The 16,661-nt window shown below is 67.5% G+C and carries 16 protein-coding genes and 1 pseudogene; 7 read left to right on the top strand and 10 right to left on the bottom strand.

The window, feature by feature from the left end; genetic code table 11:
• Positions 1-1,759: D-alanyl-D-alanine carboxypeptidase family protein (locus tag ABD747_RS06340; RefSeq protein WP_344802530.1), on the top strand; the 1,759-nt coding region annotated here is incomplete at its 5' end.
• A gap of 1,250 nt (positions 1,760-3,009) precedes the next feature.
• On the opposite strand, the gene ABD747_RS06345 is transcribed toward ABD747_RS06340, so the two are convergent.
• Both ABD747_RS06345 and ABD747_RS06350 read right to left on the bottom strand, forming a co-directional pair.
• On the bottom strand, positions 3,010-4,401 hold the full coding sequence (locus ABD747_RS06345) for an MFS transporter (protein ID WP_344802534.1): 1,392 nt from the start codon (positions 4,399-4,401) through the stop codon (positions 3,010-3,012).
• Between the two features lie 165 nt (positions 4,402-4,566).
• The gene (locus ABD747_RS06350; protein ID WP_344802866.1) at positions 4,567-5,694 is read right to left on the bottom strand and encodes a PucR family transcriptional regulator; all 1,128 of its coding nucleotides are present in this window, start codon (positions 5,692-5,694) and stop codon (positions 4,567-4,569) included.
• 185 nt (positions 5,695-5,879) lie between these two features.
• Here ABD747_RS06350 and ppnP point away from each other — a divergent pair, with 185 nt between their 5' ends.
• From ppnP to ABD747_RS06365, 3 genes are all read left to right on the top strand, one after another.
• The gene (gene ppnP / locus ABD747_RS06355; protein WP_344802537.1) at positions 5,880-6,191 is read left to right on the top strand and encodes a pyrimidine/purine nucleoside phosphorylase; all 312 of its coding nucleotides are present in this window, start codon (positions 5,880-5,882) and stop codon (positions 6,189-6,191) included.
• 218 nt (positions 6,192-6,409) lie between these two features.
• Entirely contained in the window at positions 6,410-6,730 is a 321-nt protein-coding gene (locus ABD747_RS06360) for a hypothetical protein (protein WP_344802539.1), read from the top strand.
• A 21-nt stretch (positions 6,731-6,751) separates the two neighbouring features.
• The gene (locus ABD747_RS06365; RefSeq protein ID WP_344802541.1) at positions 6,752-6,916 is read left to right on the top strand and encodes a hypothetical protein; all 165 of its coding nucleotides are present in this window, start codon (positions 6,752-6,754) and stop codon (positions 6,914-6,916) included.
• A 343-nt stretch (positions 6,917-7,259) separates the two neighbouring features.
• Here the strand turns inward: ABD747_RS06365 and ABD747_RS06370 are convergent, their stop codons facing one another.
• The 4 genes from ABD747_RS06370 to ABD747_RS06385 all read right to left on the bottom strand — a co-directional run bounded on the left by ABD747_RS06370 (position 7,260) and on the right by ABD747_RS06385 (position 11,274).
• Positions 7,260-8,030 (bottom strand): SDR family NAD(P)-dependent oxidoreductase, encoded by a 771-nt coding sequence (locus tag ABD747_RS06370; RefSeq protein ID WP_344802543.1) that lies wholly within the window; start codon positions 8,028-8,030, stop codon positions 7,260-7,262.
• Positions 8,031-8,130: 100 nt separating this feature from the next.
• Positions 8,131-8,619 carry a GNAT family N-acetyltransferase gene (locus ABD747_RS06375; protein WP_344802545.1) on the bottom strand — a complete coding sequence of 163 codons (489 nt, stop codon included), beginning with the start codon at positions 8,617-8,619 and terminating at the stop codon, positions 8,131-8,133.
• A 116-nt stretch (positions 8,620-8,735) separates the two neighbouring features.
• Positions 8,736-9,371: a response regulator transcription factor gene (locus ABD747_RS06380; RefSeq protein WP_344802547.1), complete on the bottom strand. Its 636-nt coding sequence runs from the start codon at positions 9,369-9,371 to the stop codon at positions 8,736-8,738.
• A gap of 1 nt (position 9,372) precedes the next feature.
• Positions 9,373-11,274, bottom strand: a complete 1,902-nt coding sequence (locus tag ABD747_RS06385) for a sensor histidine kinase (protein WP_344802549.1) — start codon at positions 11,272-11,274, stop codon at positions 9,373-9,375.
• Positions 11,275-11,451: 177 nt separating this feature from the next.
• Here ABD747_RS06385 and ABD747_RS06390 point away from each other — a divergent pair, with 177 nt between their 5' ends.
• Both ABD747_RS06390 and ABD747_RS06395 read left to right on the top strand, forming a co-directional pair.
• Positions 11,452-11,784 (top strand): hypothetical protein, encoded by a 333-nt coding sequence (locus ABD747_RS06390; protein ID WP_344802551.1) that lies wholly within the window; start codon positions 11,452-11,454, stop codon positions 11,782-11,784.
• A 41-nt stretch (positions 11,785-11,825) separates the two neighbouring features.
• Complete coding sequence (locus tag ABD747_RS06395; protein WP_344802553.1) at positions 11,826-12,620, top strand: nuclear transport factor 2 family protein; 795 nt, start codon at positions 11,826-11,828, stop codon at positions 12,618-12,620.
• A gap of 141 nt (positions 12,621-12,761) precedes the next feature.
• On the opposite strand, the gene ABD747_RS06400 is transcribed toward ABD747_RS06395, so the two are convergent.
• From ABD747_RS06400 to ABD747_RS06410, 3 genes and pseudogenes are all read right to left on the bottom strand, one after another.
• On the bottom strand, positions 12,762-13,034 hold the full coding sequence (locus tag ABD747_RS06400; RefSeq protein ID WP_344802884.1) for an ECF-type sigma factor: 273 nt from the start codon (positions 13,032-13,034) through the stop codon (positions 12,762-12,764).
• A 61-nt stretch (positions 13,035-13,095) separates the two neighbouring features.
• Positions 13,096-13,404: pseudogene (locus ABD747_RS06405) on the bottom strand (recombinase family protein); the annotation flags it as partial.
• Positions 13,405-13,512: 108 nt separating this feature from the next.
• Positions 13,513-14,538 carry an aminoglycoside phosphotransferase/kinase family protein gene (locus ABD747_RS06410; RefSeq protein WP_344802555.1) on the bottom strand — a complete coding sequence of 342 codons (1,026 nt, stop codon included), beginning with the start codon at positions 14,536-14,538 and terminating at the stop codon, positions 13,513-13,515.
• Positions 14,539-14,756: 218 nt separating this feature from the next.
• On the opposite strand from ABD747_RS06410, the gene ABD747_RS06415 reads away from it, so the two are divergent.
• The gene (locus ABD747_RS06415) at positions 14,757-15,701 is read left to right on the top strand and encodes a phosphotransferase family protein (RefSeq protein ID WP_344802557.1); all 945 of its coding nucleotides are present in this window, start codon (positions 14,757-14,759) and stop codon (positions 15,699-15,701) included.
• A gap of 144 nt (positions 15,702-15,845) precedes the next feature.
• On the opposite strand, the gene ABD747_RS06420 is transcribed toward ABD747_RS06415, so the two are convergent.
• Complete coding sequence (locus ABD747_RS06420; RefSeq protein WP_344802559.1) at positions 15,846-16,379, bottom strand: alpha/beta fold hydrolase; 534 nt, start codon at positions 16,377-16,379, stop codon at positions 15,846-15,848.
• Positions 16,380-16,661 lie beyond the last annotated feature (282 nt).

The following is a 16,661-nucleotide window of genomic DNA, read 5'->3' on the forward strand; positions in this document are numbered from 1 at the left end:
CCTGGACAACACGACGCGGCACATCCACGTGTCGGTCGGCTCGCACGTCTGCGAGGCCGACCCTAACCGCATCTTCAACGACGCCGCACTCGCCCGGCTGTGGCCGACCTGGAACCGCGGCGCGTGCGCCACCGACCCGGTGAAGACCGCGGCCATCCGGCAGGTCGCCGACTTCCGCGACCAGCAGCTCTGGCCCGCCATTCGCCGCGGTATGGGAGTGCCGGGGACACTCGCGGAGGAGATGGCGGAGGGCGTCTGCCGAGAAGGCGCGCCGGTGGCCGCGTTCCACAACAACGACGCCAGTTCTAGCATCGACATCCTGTCCTACTGCCCGGGCGGCAGCGGGCCGGCGGGCTGTGGGTCGTCGGCCGGTCGGGAGGCCCGCGCCGGCGCGACGGACACGTCGGTCCCCGGCAATCCGCACATCGAGCCGGCCGAGGATAAGGACGACTTCTTCCTCGTTACCCGGCGCGCCGACTTCGACGCCCTGGTGGCCCAGCACCGCAACGTCGTGCTGCAGTCCCCGAGTGTGCGCGACGACGGGTCGCTGTCGGTCCGCTTCGCCTTCGGCCGGTACGCCAACGTCGAGGCACAGCTCGGCGGTCCGGCGACGCGCAACGAGGCGATGGGTGAGCAGGCCATCACCCAGCTCGGCGCCGCCTGTCGGCCACCTGGCTCCGGTGGTTCACCGGGCGGCGGCGCGCCGGTGCAGCGCCGGCCGATCCCGGTGCAGCGCCAGCCGGAGCCGGGCACGGCCGCACCGGAGGGTGTCGAGCAGCCCGGGAGGCTGGCTGCTGTGCTGCGCTGGCTCGGGCACCTGTACGACGAGATCGTCCGGGTCCTGCAGCAGCTCGGCACGATGCCCGAGCCGATGCCGCGCGAGGCTCCGCCCCCGCGCGGTCTGCCGGCGGGCTGCCGGACGTTCGCCGACCAGGCCGAGCTGGACGCCGCGAAGGTCCGGATCAGCAGCGGCGTGCTCGCCCGGATGCCGGAGCGGGACGTGATCAGCTGGATCGTGGGCCTGGCGGCGCCGCCGGCCAGCGTCACCCGCGAGGCTGAGTCGCAGCGGGACTGCATGCTGGCCGCGATCCGGATAGCCGCCCGTCGACCCGGCTCGCCGCTGCGGCTGTCGTCCGGTCCACCCACCCGCTCCGGCCGGCGCGACTTCGCCCAGCAGCGGGCGATCTGGCAGCGCAAGTTCGACTTCCTGGACCGCGCCCACGGCGGCCGGCCGTTCGACAAGGTCTCCGACCGGGCCAGGGCGCGCTGCGGCCCGCTGGTCGGCAGCGCCACCCGGTGGGACCCCGACAACCCCGACCACCGGACCTGCTGGCTGAGCACCCTCACCGCTGACGAGCGCCAGCAGGAGATTCTCGGCGCCTCCAGCGCGCCCGGCATCTCACGGCACCACTGGGGCACCGACTTCGACCTCTTCGACCCGGACATGAACCCGTCCGAGTGGGAGGCCGGCGGCGCGTTCGCCGACGAGTACAGCTGGATGATGCGCAACGCCTCGACGTACGGCTTCATCCAGTCGTTCACCGCGACGTCGACCTTCATGACCGCCGGCTACATCGAGGAGCGCTGGCACTGGTCGTACTACCCGGCGGCCCAGGCGCTGCTGGAGTTCGCCCGCACGCACCAGGCCGACGTCGAGGCCCGGCTGGTGGCCGAGTGGGGCGCTGCTCCCGAGTTCAGCCACATCCGCACCCAGTGGCGCAATTTCATGTTCAACGTGAACGAACGAGGCCGGTTCTGACGCCCGCTTCGACCCGCGGTGCTGAGGGGTCTCGTTACTCTTCACGCGGCCGAGCTGTGGCTGTGGTTCACAGAAGCCGACCCCCCCGAGCACCTTGAGCTGCTCACCACCAGGCTCACGCGGCGGGAAAGCTGACTCGCGTCCTCGAGCCGCCGGGAACCACCTCGGCAGCCCAGCTGCGCCGCAAGCCGTCGGTCGTCCGGGACGCACCCGGTGTTGGTCGGTAGTGCGGGACGCACGCAATGGTCGTCGGTCGTGCGGGACGCACCCGGTGGTGGTCGGTCGCGCGGGACGCACCCAGTGGTGGTCGGTCGGTGCGGGACGCACGCCGGTGACGTCGCGATGTCTCACATGTGACGCTCAGCCACCGTCGTGCGGAGCACGCTGACCGACCGTCGTGCGGAGCACGCTGACCGACCGTCGTGCGGAGCACGCTGACCGACCTGTCAACGAGCCCGGGCCAGTCCAAGGTAGTTCGTGGTTCGCGCCGAGGAGTAGTCAGCCGACGGCAGCAATCTCGAGTTCAGCCGCGACGACGACAGGGAGGTCGAGGGGCAGCGCGGACACTCCGATCGCTGTGCGTGCGTGCGCTCCGACCGCGCCGCCGAAGACGTCGTGGACTACCTCGGAGAAGGCGTTAAGCCCTGCGGTCGTTTCGGGTAGCCGGGTGTGGCGTTGACGTACCCGCTGACGCTCAACCACGCCTCGATCCGGTCGAGATCACCGATCGCTCGCTGCACACTGGAGATAACGGACAAGGCGGCGGCGCGGGCCGAAAGTTGAGCTTGCTCCAGCGACACCACGTCGGGCACTCGGCCGAATGGTCCCTGCGGGGAGCCGTCGGGTGCCTGTGCCCCGTGGCCCGACACGATCACCCGCGATCCGACCACGCGGACCCAGGAAAACGAGATCCGAACCTCCGGCGGCATCGCAGGTGCCGCCGGCAGCACCAACCCAGATCGGCAAGCCGCTCCTCGACCCGTCACAACCGCTGCCGACAACTGATCAATTTTCGAGCGCCGTTGACAGAGTGGGCGACTGGGTTCCTCTGCGTGATCGGGTGGCAGGCTGACGATCGTCGACATGGTGGGAGTTCTTCGGCGATCACGATGGGGGTTGATGTCTGGCTGGTCGAGCGCTTGGCGGCAAGCAGACCTGCTGGGACGTGACTCGTGATGGAGGCGGGGGCTCTGCCGATCGGCTTACCCCACTCGATCAGGTCGAGTGAGCCGCTGCCGTGCTTGTGGTCTTCAGTGGACCGGGCTGTCGGCGACCAGATGAGCCGGCACTGTGCCCACCTCGCGTTGAGTGTCGACAAGGTCGGTGCGGGCGGTTTCGCGGCTGAGCAGCAGGCCGATCAGGGATAGTGCGCCGACCGAGATCAGGAAGAAGGCGGGGGCGCTGGAGTTGCTGGTCGCTTGGATGAGCCAGGTCCCGATCAAAGGGGCAACGCCCCCGAATAGGAGGGCGCCGATGTTGAAGGGGAGTGCGAATCCGAGGTAGCGGGACCGGGTGCCGAACATTTCGGTGAAGAAGGAGGGGAAGACGGCGTCGTTCATGGCGAAGAAGATCAGGCCGATAATGAGCACGGTGGTCGCCAAGACCAGACCGCCCCGGGCGAAAAGGCTCATCATCGGGTAGGACAGGACGATGAACGCGATGCTGGAGATCAGGAGGGTGCGCTTGCGTCCGAAGCGGTCGGAGAAATGTGCCATGACGGGGATGATGGCAAGGTAGCAGACGAGGCCGATCGTGACGACGAGGTTGGAACTGGCTTCGCTCATGTGTGCCTGCTCGATGAGGAAGGTGGGCGTGTAACTCAACAGCAGGTAGTACGCGCCGGCGTTGAGCGACATGACGAGCAGGACCTTGATCATCGATGGCACGCTGCGGCGAACTTCAGCCCAGCGCTCGGCGCGTGAGGCTGCGGCACGCTGGGCGGCGTCCCGGGCACGCTGTTGGCGTTCGATCTCTTGGATGTGGCGGAACTGGGGGGTGTCTTCGAGTCGGGTGCGGAGCCAGAGTCCGAGAATTCCGAGCGGTCCAGCGATCAAGAACGGGATGCGCCAGCCCCATGATTGGAGGAACTCTGGCGACATCGTCGCGTAGAAGATCGTGGCCATGAGAGAGGCGAAGAGGAAGCCCGCGGCGGAGCCGAGTGGTACGAAGCTGGTGAGCAGTCCGCGTCGCTTGGCTGGCGCGTACTCGGCGATGAACGTGCTCGCTCCGGCGTACTCGCCTGATGCGGCGAAGCTCTGTGTCATCCGCAGCAGCAGGAGGAGCAGGGGAGCGAGGACGCCGATCGTCGCATAGCCGGGCAGCAGGCCGATGAGGAAGGTTGACCCCGCCATCAGCAGGATGGTCGTGGACAAGATGACCTTGCGGCCGAGTCGGTCGCCGAGACTGCCCCAGACGAACGCTCCGATTGGGCGAACGAGGAAGCCGAGGGCGAAGATGGCGAAGGTGCTCAGCAGGGCGACTGTTCGGTCCTCGGAGGAGAAGAACACGACGGCGATGGTGGTCGCTAGGTAGCTGTAGCTGGCGTAGTCGAAGTACTCGAGGACGGTGCCGAGTCCGCCGGCGATCAGGACGCGGCGAAGTACCGAGCGGTTCTCCGCGGCGGGGGTGGGTGAGCTAGACATGGACTGCTCCTGTGTGGCTGCCGGTCGGGAGTGGTGTCGCACCCAATGCTGTCAACCTGAGCGGCAACTCAGGAATATCCCTTGGGCCAATCTCTTCACATCGACGTGTACACCACGGACACCGAAGGTTCCCGTTGCGCTGGTCGGTCCTGTTCCGCGGGCTGGCTAGCTCGGATCGGCGCCACGGATTCCGCGTGCCTTCAACGCCAACCACAGCTCGGTTTGAGCGTCGATGGCTTCGATGTCGTGTCCCGTGAGTTGCGCGATGCGCTGTAGGCGGTTGCGGACGGTGTGGCGGTGGACGCCGAGCCGGTCGGCGGTTGCATCGACCGAGCGACGTTCGATCAGCCAGAGGTGCAGGGTCTGGAGCAGTGCTTCGCCACCTCGAGCCGTCTCAATGGGTGTCAACGTGGCGTCGGCGAAAGACTCGAGGTACTCCACAGGGGCGGCCCGGATGAGGAACTCGTGCGAGGCGCCGTCGACGTACTCGATCGGCGAGCCGACTCGACGGCTGGTTTCGAGGGCGAGTCCGGCCTGCTGCATGGTCCGCGCGGCGTGCCGTGGCGCGACGGCTGCACCGATGCCGAGGGGAGCATTGAGGCCGTACTCCGACAGTCGTCGGCGCGGGTCGGCGCCGACCAGGCATTCGACAAGTCGCTCTCGCTGTCGGATGAGTGGTGTGCCGAGAACAACGACTAGATCATCGACCAGCACCTCTGCGTGCGTCGTGGTGCGTGCCTCGATCGCCACTCCGCGCAGTTCGGCGGGATCCATCCCGACACCGCGTAGTCGGGCACGGACGGCGGCATCGTCGCCGAGGCTGAGTACCCGATTCAACTGCGTGGCCCGGGCTCGCCTTGCGGGGTCGTCGAGATACCAGTGGCGTTCATACTCCAGGGCCAGCAGGGATCGCATGGTCGGGGCGGCGAGCTCGGCCGCCTCGGTGCCGGAGGGGATGCGTGCGACGAAGCCGCGGACCACATCGTTGCCCGCGAACGGCGTCACCTCGATGCCGTGCTCAATCACGTGCATGACTTCACCGATCCGTGGCGCTGCTGTCGACTCGAGTTGACCCGCAACTGTGTCGAGCACTTCAGACGGGAATCCTCCACTGCGTCCGACGGGGCGACCGAGGCGATGGAATACCGCGATCGGCTCGCCCGTGTGTTCCTGCCAGCCGGTCAGCAGGCGTTCGACCCCGCCACCGCGAGCAACGATCGAAGTCAGGGTCACCTGAAGCTCGAGCGACCGCACCAGGGCCTGGTAGGCCTCGGACGTCGGCTGCGATCCCACATCAAACAACTACCTACCTCCGCCGGTGCACCTGCTGAAGACCTCGCCGCCCGGGCCATCCGAACATGATGAGTATGGCCCTCGGGGCGATAGTTCGTGGGCAAACCCTTTCGTAGGCTCCTTGCAGCCGCAATACTGCGCGGCCATTCAGCCGAACAACTACCACCTCAAAGGAGACATCTAGCATGATCGGCCAGAACGAGTACTTCGATGGCCAGGTCCGCAGCCTGGAGTTCACCAACGACCAGGGCAACTTCACAGTCGGGGTGATGGAACCAGGCGAGTGGACGTTCGAGGCCCCAGTCAAGGAATGGATGCATCTAGTCCGCGGGAGCTGGGACGTCCAGCAGCCCGCCGGCCAGGGTGAATGGAAGACCTACAGCCAAGGAGAGCAATTCGAAGTCCCCGAAGGCTCCGACTTCACCGTGCGGATCAAAGACACCGTTGCCTACCTGTGCCCCTACACCGGCGAGTTCCTCGGCCACCTCAACGCCTGACCCTCCTCAAGGACTCCAGCGAGGTGACCACCTTCGGAAGGTGACCGCTCATTGAGAAGGCTGGGGGTTCGTGTGGCGTAGATCGACCAGGGGTCGCGATTCGTCGACGCCGAGACTGGACCTCCTCGGTCGCAACCGCAAGCGGTGGCGAGGTCCTGCCAGGCTCCTGGCTCATTCGCTGGAAGGTTGTGTTTGCTCCCAGTGCCATCATGACCCACATGTCCGCCAGCACACCGCATCGGGGCTACCCCGCCTCGGAGACCTGCCAGATCGTCGAGGTCGGTCATACCTCCTCGGGTCTGGTCGTCCACGAGAGCGAGGGCGGCAGCCCGCTCTGTAATACCCCCGTCCGCCCCTGGAACGGCATCGAGATGGTGCTCGTGGAGCAGGGTCGTGGCATCGTCACCTGCGGCTCCTGCGCCCGCATCGTCCATGAGGCAGAGCACGCCCCGGTAACCCGCTCTCGAATTTGCCCGACCTGCACCTTCGAGACCTCACTCTCCGGCTGGTGCGATAACTGCGACGAGCAGGTGTTCTGATGGCGCATCCGAGCTCGGAGGATGGATTTTGCACTGGAAGTGACCGGGCTGTACTCCTCGCAGGACACGGCGGTCGTCGTCGCGCGGGTCTACTGGCTCGTGCTCCCGCCGCAGGACCGCACGCGCGCCGACACCAGGGCGACCGCCGAGGTTCTTTGTCGCAACTGCGTTGGGGTGACCAGGTGAGCTCCGCGATCACCACCGCGCGCACCCTCGCGGGCCGGCTCTCGGCGCGGTCCTCCTCGGAGGAGCAGCCTGTCGGACAGCGAAGCAACTGCGACCACCACTCCGGTCAAGCACGTGACAAGCGGGACCGCTATTAGCAGGGCCTGGACGCCTAGGATAAGTACAACGGCACGGACTTCTACCCGTCCGCCGCCCCGCCCAAGGGCCACAGTTCGTCGCTCGTAACGTGGATTGCACCTGCTGATTTTGAAGACGGGGCCGCCGGACAGCCACGAGCGGCGTTCGCAAGGCGACTGTCGTGCGGAGACGCAAGCCGACAGCCGCGGCGCCAGTGTCGATCTCCTCAGGTCGTTGGTCGACTTGCTTGCGCGAACTTCGTGGCCTTGACCGGATCGCTCAATGTCCGGTTCAGTGCCGCATCGTCCCGCGTTGCCTGGTCGCCGCCGATCACGTGGTCCTCGCCGGCGAAGAGCGCGTCCAAGCCCTGCTCGGCCACCAGTGCCGGGTCGTTCTTCCAGTCGTTCGAGCCGAACTTCGTGTTCCCCATCCCCGCGGTCTGGTGGAAGTCGGTCGCGGTCGCGCCAGGTAGCAGCGCGGTGACTCCCACGCCGTACTCCTTCATCTCCTCGCGCAGCCCCTCGGCGAAACTCAGCATGAAGCTGCGAGTGGGTCCGTAGATCGACTCGTACGGCGTGGGCGTCAACGCCGAGCAGGAGGTGGTGATCAAGATGCGGCCGGCCTGACGATCGGCCATGTGCCGGACCACGTGCTTGGCCAGGCGCACCTGCCCGGTGACATTCAGGGCCAGCATCTGCAGCTCCTCGTCCAAGTCGGTGTCGAGGAAGGCGCCGCCGAGACTGCGTCCAGCATTGAGGCACGCGACATCGAGAGGACGCTCCAAACGTTCGATCACCGCCCACAGCTGCTCGATGCCCTCGGCCGTCGCGAGATCTGCCTGTACGGGCACGACCTCAACGCCGCTGATGTGGTCACCCAGGTCGTTGATGCGCGCACTGGCCCCGACACCGACGATGTCGTACCCACGCTCGCCGAGCTGTCGGGCCAGCTGGAACCCGATACCGGAGGAGGCGCCTGTAATAAGAGCAAGGTCCATGGGTCGCAGCCTAGAAGAGCGCAACGCTGCCGGGACTGCAGCAGTCCCTTCGTCCGACGAGCGCTGATCATCGTCGCGAGCCGTCCCTTCTGCGCTACGGCTAACGAAGCGACAGGTGCATGATGTGGAGCCCGACAAGTCCGTGCTCGGGGTGGCGAAAGGCCTCAGGGACGGTTGCCAGAATCTGGAAACCGAGCGATCTCCAGAGCCGGATGGCCGCGGCGTTGGTCTCGACGACGGCGTTGAACTGCATCGCCAAGTACCCGTCGTCGCGGGCGGTAGTCAGGACCCGCTCGGCCAGTGCACGAGCGACGCCCCGGCCCGCCACCTCGCCAGCCACCATGAATCCGGCGTTAGCTACGTGACTCCCGGCAGCGGGCTGGTTGGGATGGATCTCAGCGCTGCCCACGACGGCGCCATCAACGACGGCGACCAGGACCCGCCCACCAGACTTATCCATCCACCACGTCCGGGCCGCGACTTCGGCGGTGTCCTGGGGCCAGCAGTACGAGTCACCGGCGGCGAGGATCGGCTGCATGAACCCCCAAATGTCCGGCCAGTCCGAACCAACCACATCACGGATCTCCACAGCCGCAACCCTTACAGATTCCGAACCGCGGTGCATGACCCAGGGGACGCGTGCATAAGGCGACCGTCGTCCGGGACGGTCGCGCGCCTGCTGAGAGGGCCGCGATGGCGGTTGGGTCAGGCTTGCGCTCGGAGCCAGGCGATGACTGCTCGGACGCGCCGGTTGGTTGCCTGGTCGTCGGGCAGGTCGAGCTTGGTGAAGATCGATCGCATGTGGGCTTCGACGGTGCGTTCGGACACCGTGAGGGTACCTGCCACGGCCGTGTTGGAGTGCCCCTCGGCGACCAGGGAGAGAACCTGGCGTTCGCGGTCGGACAAGGCCGTCAGGGCGGTCGGGGCGTTGTGGTTGCGGACCAGGGCCTGGACGACGAGGGGATCGAGGGCGATTCCGCCCGCCGCGACCCGGGCGAGGGCGTCGGTGAAGTCGTCGAGGTGGAGGACCCGGTCCTTGAGCAGGTAGCCGAACCGGGGTGTGCCGATCAGGTCGAGACAGTTGCGCAGTTCGACGTGCTGGGAGAGCAGCACGGCACCGACTTGGGGCTGGGTGGCTCGCAGTGCCCGGGCGGTTTCGGCGCCGTCGGAGTTGGGCATCCGGATGTCGATGATCACCAGGTGTGGCTGGTGCTCGGCTGCTGCTGCGAGCAGTGGTTGGCCGTCGCCGACCGCGGCGACGACGTCGTGGCCCCGGTCCAGGAGGAGCCGGACCAGGCCTTCGCGAAACAGTACGGAGTCCTCGGCGACGGCGATCCGCATCTTAGAGCACTGCCACGATTTCGGTGCCGCCACCGGCCGGGCTGGTGAAGTCGAGCCGTCCGCCGACGGCGGCGATCCGGTCCCGCAACGAGACCAGCCCGTCGACGGGGATGCCGCCGATCCCGTCGTCGCGGATCCGCACCGCCAAGGCGTCGGCCGCGCTGGACACGTCGACCTCGATGGCCGAAGCCCGGGCGTGCTTCAGGGCGTTGGTGACCGCCTCCGACACCAGCAGGTAGACCGCCAGCGCTCTGGTCGGTTCGAGCTCTGGTAGTGCATCGACGTGCAGGTCGAGTGGGAGCGGGGTCGCGTCCCGCAGCGACGCCAGCGCCGGACCGAGGCCGTCGTCGAGCCGGCTCGGACGTACGCCGTGGGCGATCCGGCGCAACTCGGCGACCGTGCCTTCCAGCTCCTCGATCGCGGCGGCCACCTCGGCGGCCGGGGCCGGATCGAGCCGGGCCTGGAGCAGCCGAAGTCGGATGCCAGTGGCGATGATGCGCTGCTGGGCGCCGTCATGCAGATCGCGTTCCAACCGCTGCCGTTCCCGCGCTGACCCCTCGGCCAGCCGGGTCCGGCTTGCCTCGGCCTCGCGGAGTGCGTCCCGCAGGCCGAGTCTGAGCCGGCTGATCTCGATCGGGAGCCAGGCATGGCGGGCCAAGTCGGCGATCCGGCGGCGGCTCCGAGCCGAGTCCCAACCGAGCGCGATTTTGGCAACGATGATGCCGTCGGTCTCGATCGCGAAGCCGGGCGCGTCCGGCACCGACTGGCCGGCGAGGTCGGTCCAGCCGCCGGCCGCGGCGACCAGAACGCGGAGCTCGTCGTCGCGCTGGGCCGCCCGCAGCACCGACTGGATCTCCTCCGGCTGACACCGCCCGGCCCGGACGTCCGCGGTGAAGCGCTGCACCGCGCCGACCGCCGCGGTCCGGTCGCGGTCGACCAGCCGCGAGATCAGGGCGGTCAGATACCGGTGCATCGGCAGCAGGAGGAGGCTCACCACGAACGCTGCGGCGACGGGGGCGATGCCGATGGCCGGTCCGAGACTGCGGGACACGAGGAACACGACAGCCGCGAACGCGGCTGCCGAGACGAGCAGGGTGACCGCCCAGGACGCGCTCTCACTCAGCAGCCGATCGACGTCGAACAGGTCGTGACGCAGCACCGCGATCCCGACGCTCAGCGGAAGGAGCACCACGACCGACAGGAGCACGGGCGCGTACACCGCCGCGACGGGCAGGCCGACCGCACCGCCGATCCAGCCGGCGATGAGCAGGAAACCCGTCGTCGTCCCGGCCAGCACAAGCCAGCGGATCTGCCGTCGCCGCCGCTCGGCGCCCGACCGGTAGGCACCGATCACCGACGCGATCCCGATCGCCAGACAGGCCGCTATCACCGCGATGCCCGCCACGTTGGCCGCCAGCTGAACCGGTGACTGCACGGCGATCACGCGCCCCTCGTCGTTCCGCGCACCCCAGAGAGCGAAGATCAAAATGCCCGTCGCCGCCGCGTAGGCGAACGGCGCTGCCGCCCACAGCCACCCTCGCCGGCGTCCGTCAGGAAACACCATTAGCAGGGCGAAGACACCCACCAGGCTGAGCGGCCACAGCCCGACCGCGATCGGCCGCAAGACGTGTGCCAGCGGCAACGGCGACGTCAGCGAGGCCGAGTAGGCGAGCCCATCGGTGATCTCGTTCAACGCGACACCCGCACTGCACCACGCCAGCGCGGGCGCGACCGGGCTGGTGGGCTGAGCCCGGTGGATGCTCCAGGCCACGCCGATCGCAACGAGTCCCAGCAGCGGGAGCGTCGCCTCGAGTCGGCGTCCGACAGCCAGATCGAAGGCCGCGTCGGCGACCACCACGACGGTGCCGGCGGCCACCAGCACTCGCGAGCCGATCGGCCCCATACGGCACATCATCCGCGCCCGCGCGGTCCCTGTCACCCGTGCCAACGCCGACCGCGGATTGGTGTTGACCCGTAGCCGACATCGGTACCGAGGACTGGTGCGGCCACGCAGGCGTGACCCGGCCGCCCGGCCGGATGCTGATAGCCATCCAGCTCGGACCGCGAAGGAGACCCGACAATGAACCTGCTGTTCCTGCCCGTCGCTTTCCTCTTCGGCTACCTGATCCGGCCAAAGGGCATCGCCGTCGCCATCTACATCGCCGTCGACGCGCTGCTGTTCACCGTTCAATCGATGATGCAGCTGCTGCTCGGCATCTCCGGCCGGTACGGCGAGCGCAACGCGTATTGGATCAACGGCGCGGGCGACCACTTCACCTTCGGCTGGGGCGGCTTCGTCTCCTACGCCGTCCTCAACCTCGTGATCGTCGGCATCGGCATCGGCCTGGTTCTGCTCGGCGCGCGAATCAGGGCCCGGCGGGACGCGAAGAAGACAGCCCTGCCCGTGGGCTGACACCGATCCACCGAAGCCGCAAAGTCGAGACAGATCCGATCATGAACTCCACCGACATGCCGCCCACCGAAGCTCGGACGCAGCGAACAACCGCATCGCCGCGAGAGCCGGACCCGGAGATCCTGATCATCGGCCGGCCCCCGCGCGCACCCCGCACAATGATCGGAGCGGAAGCGTGGTCGGCGAGCGGCGCCGACGGTTGGCTTTGCCGAACCGGCCGGGAGGTTGGCGGGGGCCCAGGACACGACGGTCTCCAAGATCGTCTCGCCGATCATGCTCGTCGGCGCCTGCTGGCGGCGCTGGCGGTGCTGGCGATCCTCGTGACCGTCCTCGTGGCGGAATGTCTCACCGCTGACGTCGGCGCGCCGGGCACGACGCGCCATCCTGACGTGGAAATGGCCCAAGCCGACACCCAACGGCTGCGCCAGCTGACCCGGACCGAGAATCAGGCACTGGTCACCGCTGACACAGACATGCTCGCGTCGTTGCTCGCGGTCGATTTCACTGCCGCCCTCGACGGCGAGAACTGGTCGCGCGGGCGGCTGATCGCCGCGCTTGGCTCCGGAGACCTCGACGTTCGATCCGTGCGCATCAACGAGTTCGGCCCCGAGGACCCGATCCAGGTCCTGCTGGACCGCAACCTCGCCATCGTCACCTACCAGGCCGAGATCGAGATCGCCACACACCCGCTCGCCCTCGATCACGATTGCGCCTGCGCCGAGCGTGACAGCAAGCTCCGAACGCTACGAACCGACACCTGGGTCAAGTCAGATGCCGGATGGCGTCAGCTCCGCGCCCAAACCAACCCCGTCCACCTACGCGATCAGCGCTCGTAGCCGGCACCGGTTGATGACGCAACGCGTTCGCCGGTTGAGCTGACCGGCATTGCGCAGGCCGACCGTTGAGCGAGAACACGCTCTCGCGCGCCGACTGCGCTAGCGTGGTCGGGTCCCATGCCCGGCGACGCCGGTCTGATGTCATCCAGCGCGTCCCGCGAAGGGTCGGTGAGGGTCGGCGACGGGCGGACGGGTGCGTTGCAGGGTTCGGTAGATGGTCGAGCGGCCGACGCTGAACAGTTCGGCGAGCTCGGCAGTGCTGTAGGTGTCCAGGTCCGCGAGCTCGACCAGGTGCCGGGCCTGGTTCGCGGTCAGTTTGGGCTGCTTGCCTCGGAGGTGGCCTTTGGCTCTGGCGACAGCCATCCCTTCGCGGGTCCGCATCCGGATCAGGTCGGCCTCGAACTCGGCCACCATCGGCCAAGACATTGAACAACAACCGGCCGACCGGGTCGGTCGGGTCGTGGATCGATCCGCCGAGGCTGAGCCGCACGTTCTTCGCCGTGAGTTCGGTGAGGATGTCGCGGGCGTCCGGCAGGGACCTGCCGAGGCGGTCGAGTTTGGTGACGACGAGAGTGTCGCCGGAGCGGCAGGCGGCGAGGGCGAGTTGGAGGCCGGGTCGGTCGCGGTTAGTGCCAGTCAGGCCGTGGTCGACGTAGATGCGGTCGTCACCGACACCGAGGCCATGGAGGGCGTCTCGTTGTGCGGTGAGATCTTGCTGCTCTGTTGATACGCGCGTGTATCCCACCAAGAGTTCATTCATCCTCTCGGCATGACGCTCCGCCATCGTGTGCGTCAAGAGCGCCCGGATGCCGACCCTCAAGCGGGCTGACGTGTCTTTGGGTAGGCGAACCCGGTCTGGTGGGCGAGGAATGCGTTGGTTGGGCTGTGACGCTTACCAGGCCAGAGCAAGGAACTCTTCTCCGAGGTCGCGTGCACGGGCGATGGTGGCTTCGTCAGAGATGCCGTGTGGAATGAGCCCGACCTGCCATCGGGCGTTGAATGCAGCAATCCACGCGGCTGCTGCGGCGGCGGTGCGCTGTTCCCGAGGGCTGAGCGGATGGCCGCGCGCGATGTCGTAGTCGCGCATGAATGCGGCAACTTCGTGCGGGCTCGACAAACCGCCGGAACCGGTCGAGCTGGAGGCATAGCAAGATGCCGCGAACCCTGCGATTACGGCCTCGGTTTCGGCGAGCAGTTCCCAGTCGAAGGTGCCCACAAGCTGCCCGCGAGCGGCGGCGGTATTGCCGGCGTACCAGTCGGCGTGTCCGACCACGACGCGGTTGGCATCGCGATTGTGCAAGATCTGGTCGGCGCCCCGTTGACCGAAGTCGTCAAGCCACTCATAACCCGGTCGTGTTGCGCCGAAGTCGACCAGGGTGTCGTGTGGGATCGGCCATGGTCCATTCTGGTAGCGGCACCATGAGGGTCCCGGCCCAGCTCGCCTGATGATGCTCACCTGGTCGCGGAGAAGGTGGATGTGGCCGGCCATGCCATCGGCCAGCAGCAGCCGACTGGCTGGGTCTGGCCCATCCGGAGCCCGTCCGACGATCAGCGGTTCCGCGGTGAGCACATGCCCACCGTGTTGATCGGGCTCGATTAGGGGGGCCGCGCTCGGGAACCCGGCAGCAGCTAGCACCCGCTGAGCTTCATGGGTGACCTTGAGCGCGTCGGTGTCAACCGGTGATCGGTGGATCTTGATCACGACGGCGCGCCCGTCGGCGAGTTCGACTCCCCAGACCACATCGATACGGCCAGCGCGGAACAACACCTCAGCGATGGGACTCCCCAATCGATCACCCGCCCAGACACTGAGAAACTCGCGGAGCTCCTCAACCGATGCCGGCCCGTAGACGGCACGCTCGGTATCGGTCAGACCCGGCGTCGCCGAGCTGGCGTCAGAAGCATCAGCGGCAGCCACGAGCCTGAGCATCGCATGTCCAGCGCCTCCAAGACGGACCCGTTCTACAGCGCAGTCGGGTTCATTGCCTCACCTTGTATTCGCGAGACGGTGGCCAACTGGGGCCGGCCACCCGGGGCCACGCTGTCGGTGCTCGGTGCGCAGTGGAGCGCCTTCCTCCGGCATCTATCGGGACACTCCAACGGGCCGGGTGTCTCCTGACGAATAGTCTCGCGCTCATGACCGACGGCGACTGGAGGGATGGCGTGTTCAGGCGGCGTCGGCCCTCCGAGGAGACTCTCGCCTGGGTCGCGGCGTCGATGGGTCCGGGCAGTCGCGTCGTTGGCTATCGTCGAATGACCGGTGGCGTCAGCTCCGCCGTGCATTGCGTGACCGTCGAACGACGTAGCGCGCGAACTTTCGTCGTCCTACGGCAGTACCCCCGCGGGCTCGACCTTCAGGAGAGCCTGGAAAGGGAAGTCGCCAACCTCAGAGTGGTGGCGCGAACCGGACTCCCAGTCTCCAGCATCCTCGCCACCGACGTTGCTGGCGCGTCGACGGAGGGCGCGCCAGCGTTGCTGATGACACGATTGCCGGGGCATGTGCAACTCAACCCGGAGGAGCCTCGGTCGTGGATGACGAGGATCGCGGAGATCGCTGCACTGCTGCATTCCCTCAATCTCCCCGCGAAGGCGTTCAGACCGTGGACGGATTCATGGATCGCAGCTCTTGACGAGTTGCAGGTGCCGGCCGGCGCACAGAAGCCAGCGGTGTGGAAGGCGGCGTTCGCTGTCATGGCGGCACCGCCGCCTGAGGACACTGCCGTCTTTCTGCACGGTGATTTCCTGCCGGTCAACCTGCTGTGGTCGCGGAACAGAATCACGGGGCTGACCGACTGGAACAGCACCCATCGGGGCTCGCGCGCGATTGATATTGGGCACTGCCGGCGGTACCTGGCGGCGCTCTACTCGCCAGATTGGGCGGAGGAGCTTCGGTCGCTCTACGAGTCGATCGCCGGCGTGCCCCTCGATCCCCGGTGGGATCTGTATGCCCTGCTCCACCATGACGACAACCAACGGAAGTGGATCCGTCAGCAGGTCGCTGGCCGCCACCCCATCGATCTGACCAACATGACTGCCCAGGTCGAAGGCGCTGTCGAGACAACCCTCCGGCGTCTCGGATAACTGCGGGTTCCCATTGGTCAGGGCTGTGACACAGATCGACAGCAACTCACGGCTGATCCGCCCCGGGCATCTCCGCAAGACGTCGGCCGTGCGGGACGCACGCAGTGGTCGTCCGATCTGCGACGAAAGGGCCGAGGCCCCTTTTCATGTCTGTAGCGCCGCCGCGACCTCGCTCAGGTCGTCGCGCAGCTGGTGGTCACGCCCGGGCAGCCGGTGCAGCTGCGCCTGCGGAATGACCCTGGCATACAGGTCGATGTGCGACGGTGCCACGGTCTCATCCTGCAGCCCGTGGAACAGGTGCACCGGCACTCCGGACGGCAGCCTTGCGCCGAGGTCCGCCGGGGTTCGGACGTCCTCGCTCGGCCAGCCGCCCGCTCCCAGGAATGGAGCCGCGACCAGCACGATCGCCCCCAGACGCCGTGGCGGTGGCTCCTTGGCGAGCAGGTTGATGAGGACCGTGCCACCCACCGAGTGGCCAACGACGGCCGCACCGTCGTCGAGAGCCTCCAGCTCCCGCCGAATCGCCAGGCTCCACCTGGTGTAGTCGGGGGCTTCCTCGTCGGGCAGCCGCGGGTACCGGACCTCGACGCCATCACCGAGTTCGCGGCGGAGGCTATCGACCAACCTGCCGTCCCAGTCGTCGTACGTGCCCGCGCCGCCGCCCTGAACAAACAGCACCTGCACGATCACCGCGACCAGGCCCCAATGACAGCGCCTCGCACGAGTGGGTCGATGGCTTGGCAGGACACGTAGACGAGTATCACCCAAGGCCATCGATCGGTGTCCGCATGCGGTCCCCTCCTGCGGGAACCTGTTTGGGTCTGCTGGGGGGCTTGAAGCAGCTGGGCCAGCCAGGTACGCAGATATGTCCAGCGCCCGGTCGGTTGTTGGGACTCGATGGTGAGGCGTCCGCCGGGCGTCCCGATATGTGCCTGTACCGATTCGCTCGCAGTCTGGCTA

Origin of the sequence: Microlunatus ginsengisoli (genome assembly GCF_039537205.1) — a bacterium.
Classification (GTDB): domain Bacteria; phylum Actinomycetota; class Actinomycetes; order Propionibacteriales; family Propionibacteriaceae; genus Microlunatus; species Microlunatus ginsengisoli.

Excerpts from the sequence above, each read along its gene's own strand:
- ABD747_RS06390 (WP_344802551.1), top strand. The coding sequence starts at position 11,452 with ATGAACCTGCTGTTCCTGCCCGTCGCTTTCCTCTTCGGCTACCTGATC.
- ABD747_RS06360 (WP_344802539.1), top strand. The coding sequence starts at position 6,410 with ATGTCCGCCAGCACACCGCATCGGGGCTACCCCGCCTCGGAGACCTGC.
- ABD747_RS06365 (WP_344802541.1), top strand. The coding sequence starts at position 6,752 with ATGGATTTTGCACTGGAAGTGACCGGGCTGTACTCCTCGCAGGACACG.
- ABD747_RS06400 (WP_344802884.1), bottom strand. The coding sequence starts at position 13,034 with ATGGTGGCCGAGTTCGAGGCCGACCTGATCCGGATGCGGACCCGCGAA.
- ppnP (WP_344802537.1), top strand. The coding sequence starts at position 5,880 with ATGATCGGCCAGAACGAGTACTTCGATGGCCAGGTCCGCAGCCTGGAG.
- ABD747_RS06395 (WP_344802553.1), top strand. The coding sequence starts at position 11,826 with ATGAACTCCACCGACATGCCGCCCACCGAAGCTCGGACGCAGCGAACA.
- ABD747_RS06385 (WP_344802549.1), bottom strand. The coding sequence starts at position 11,274 with ATGGGGCCGATCGGCTCGCGAGTGCTGGTGGCCGCCGGCACCGTCGTG.
- ABD747_RS06380 (WP_344802547.1), bottom strand. The coding sequence starts at position 9,371 with ATGCGGATCGCCGTCGCCGAGGACTCCGTACTGTTTCGCGAAGGCCTG.
- ABD747_RS06345 (WP_344802534.1), bottom strand. The coding sequence starts at position 4,401 with ATGTCTAGCTCACCCACCCCCGCCGCGGAGAACCGCTCGGTACTTCGC.
- ABD747_RS06370 (WP_344802543.1), bottom strand. The coding sequence starts at position 8,030 with ATGGACCTTGCTCTTATTACAGGCGCCTCCTCCGGTATCGGGTTCCAG.
- ABD747_RS06415 (WP_344802557.1), top strand. The coding sequence starts at position 14,757 with ATGACCGACGGCGACTGGAGGGATGGCGTGTTCAGGCGGCGTCGGCCC.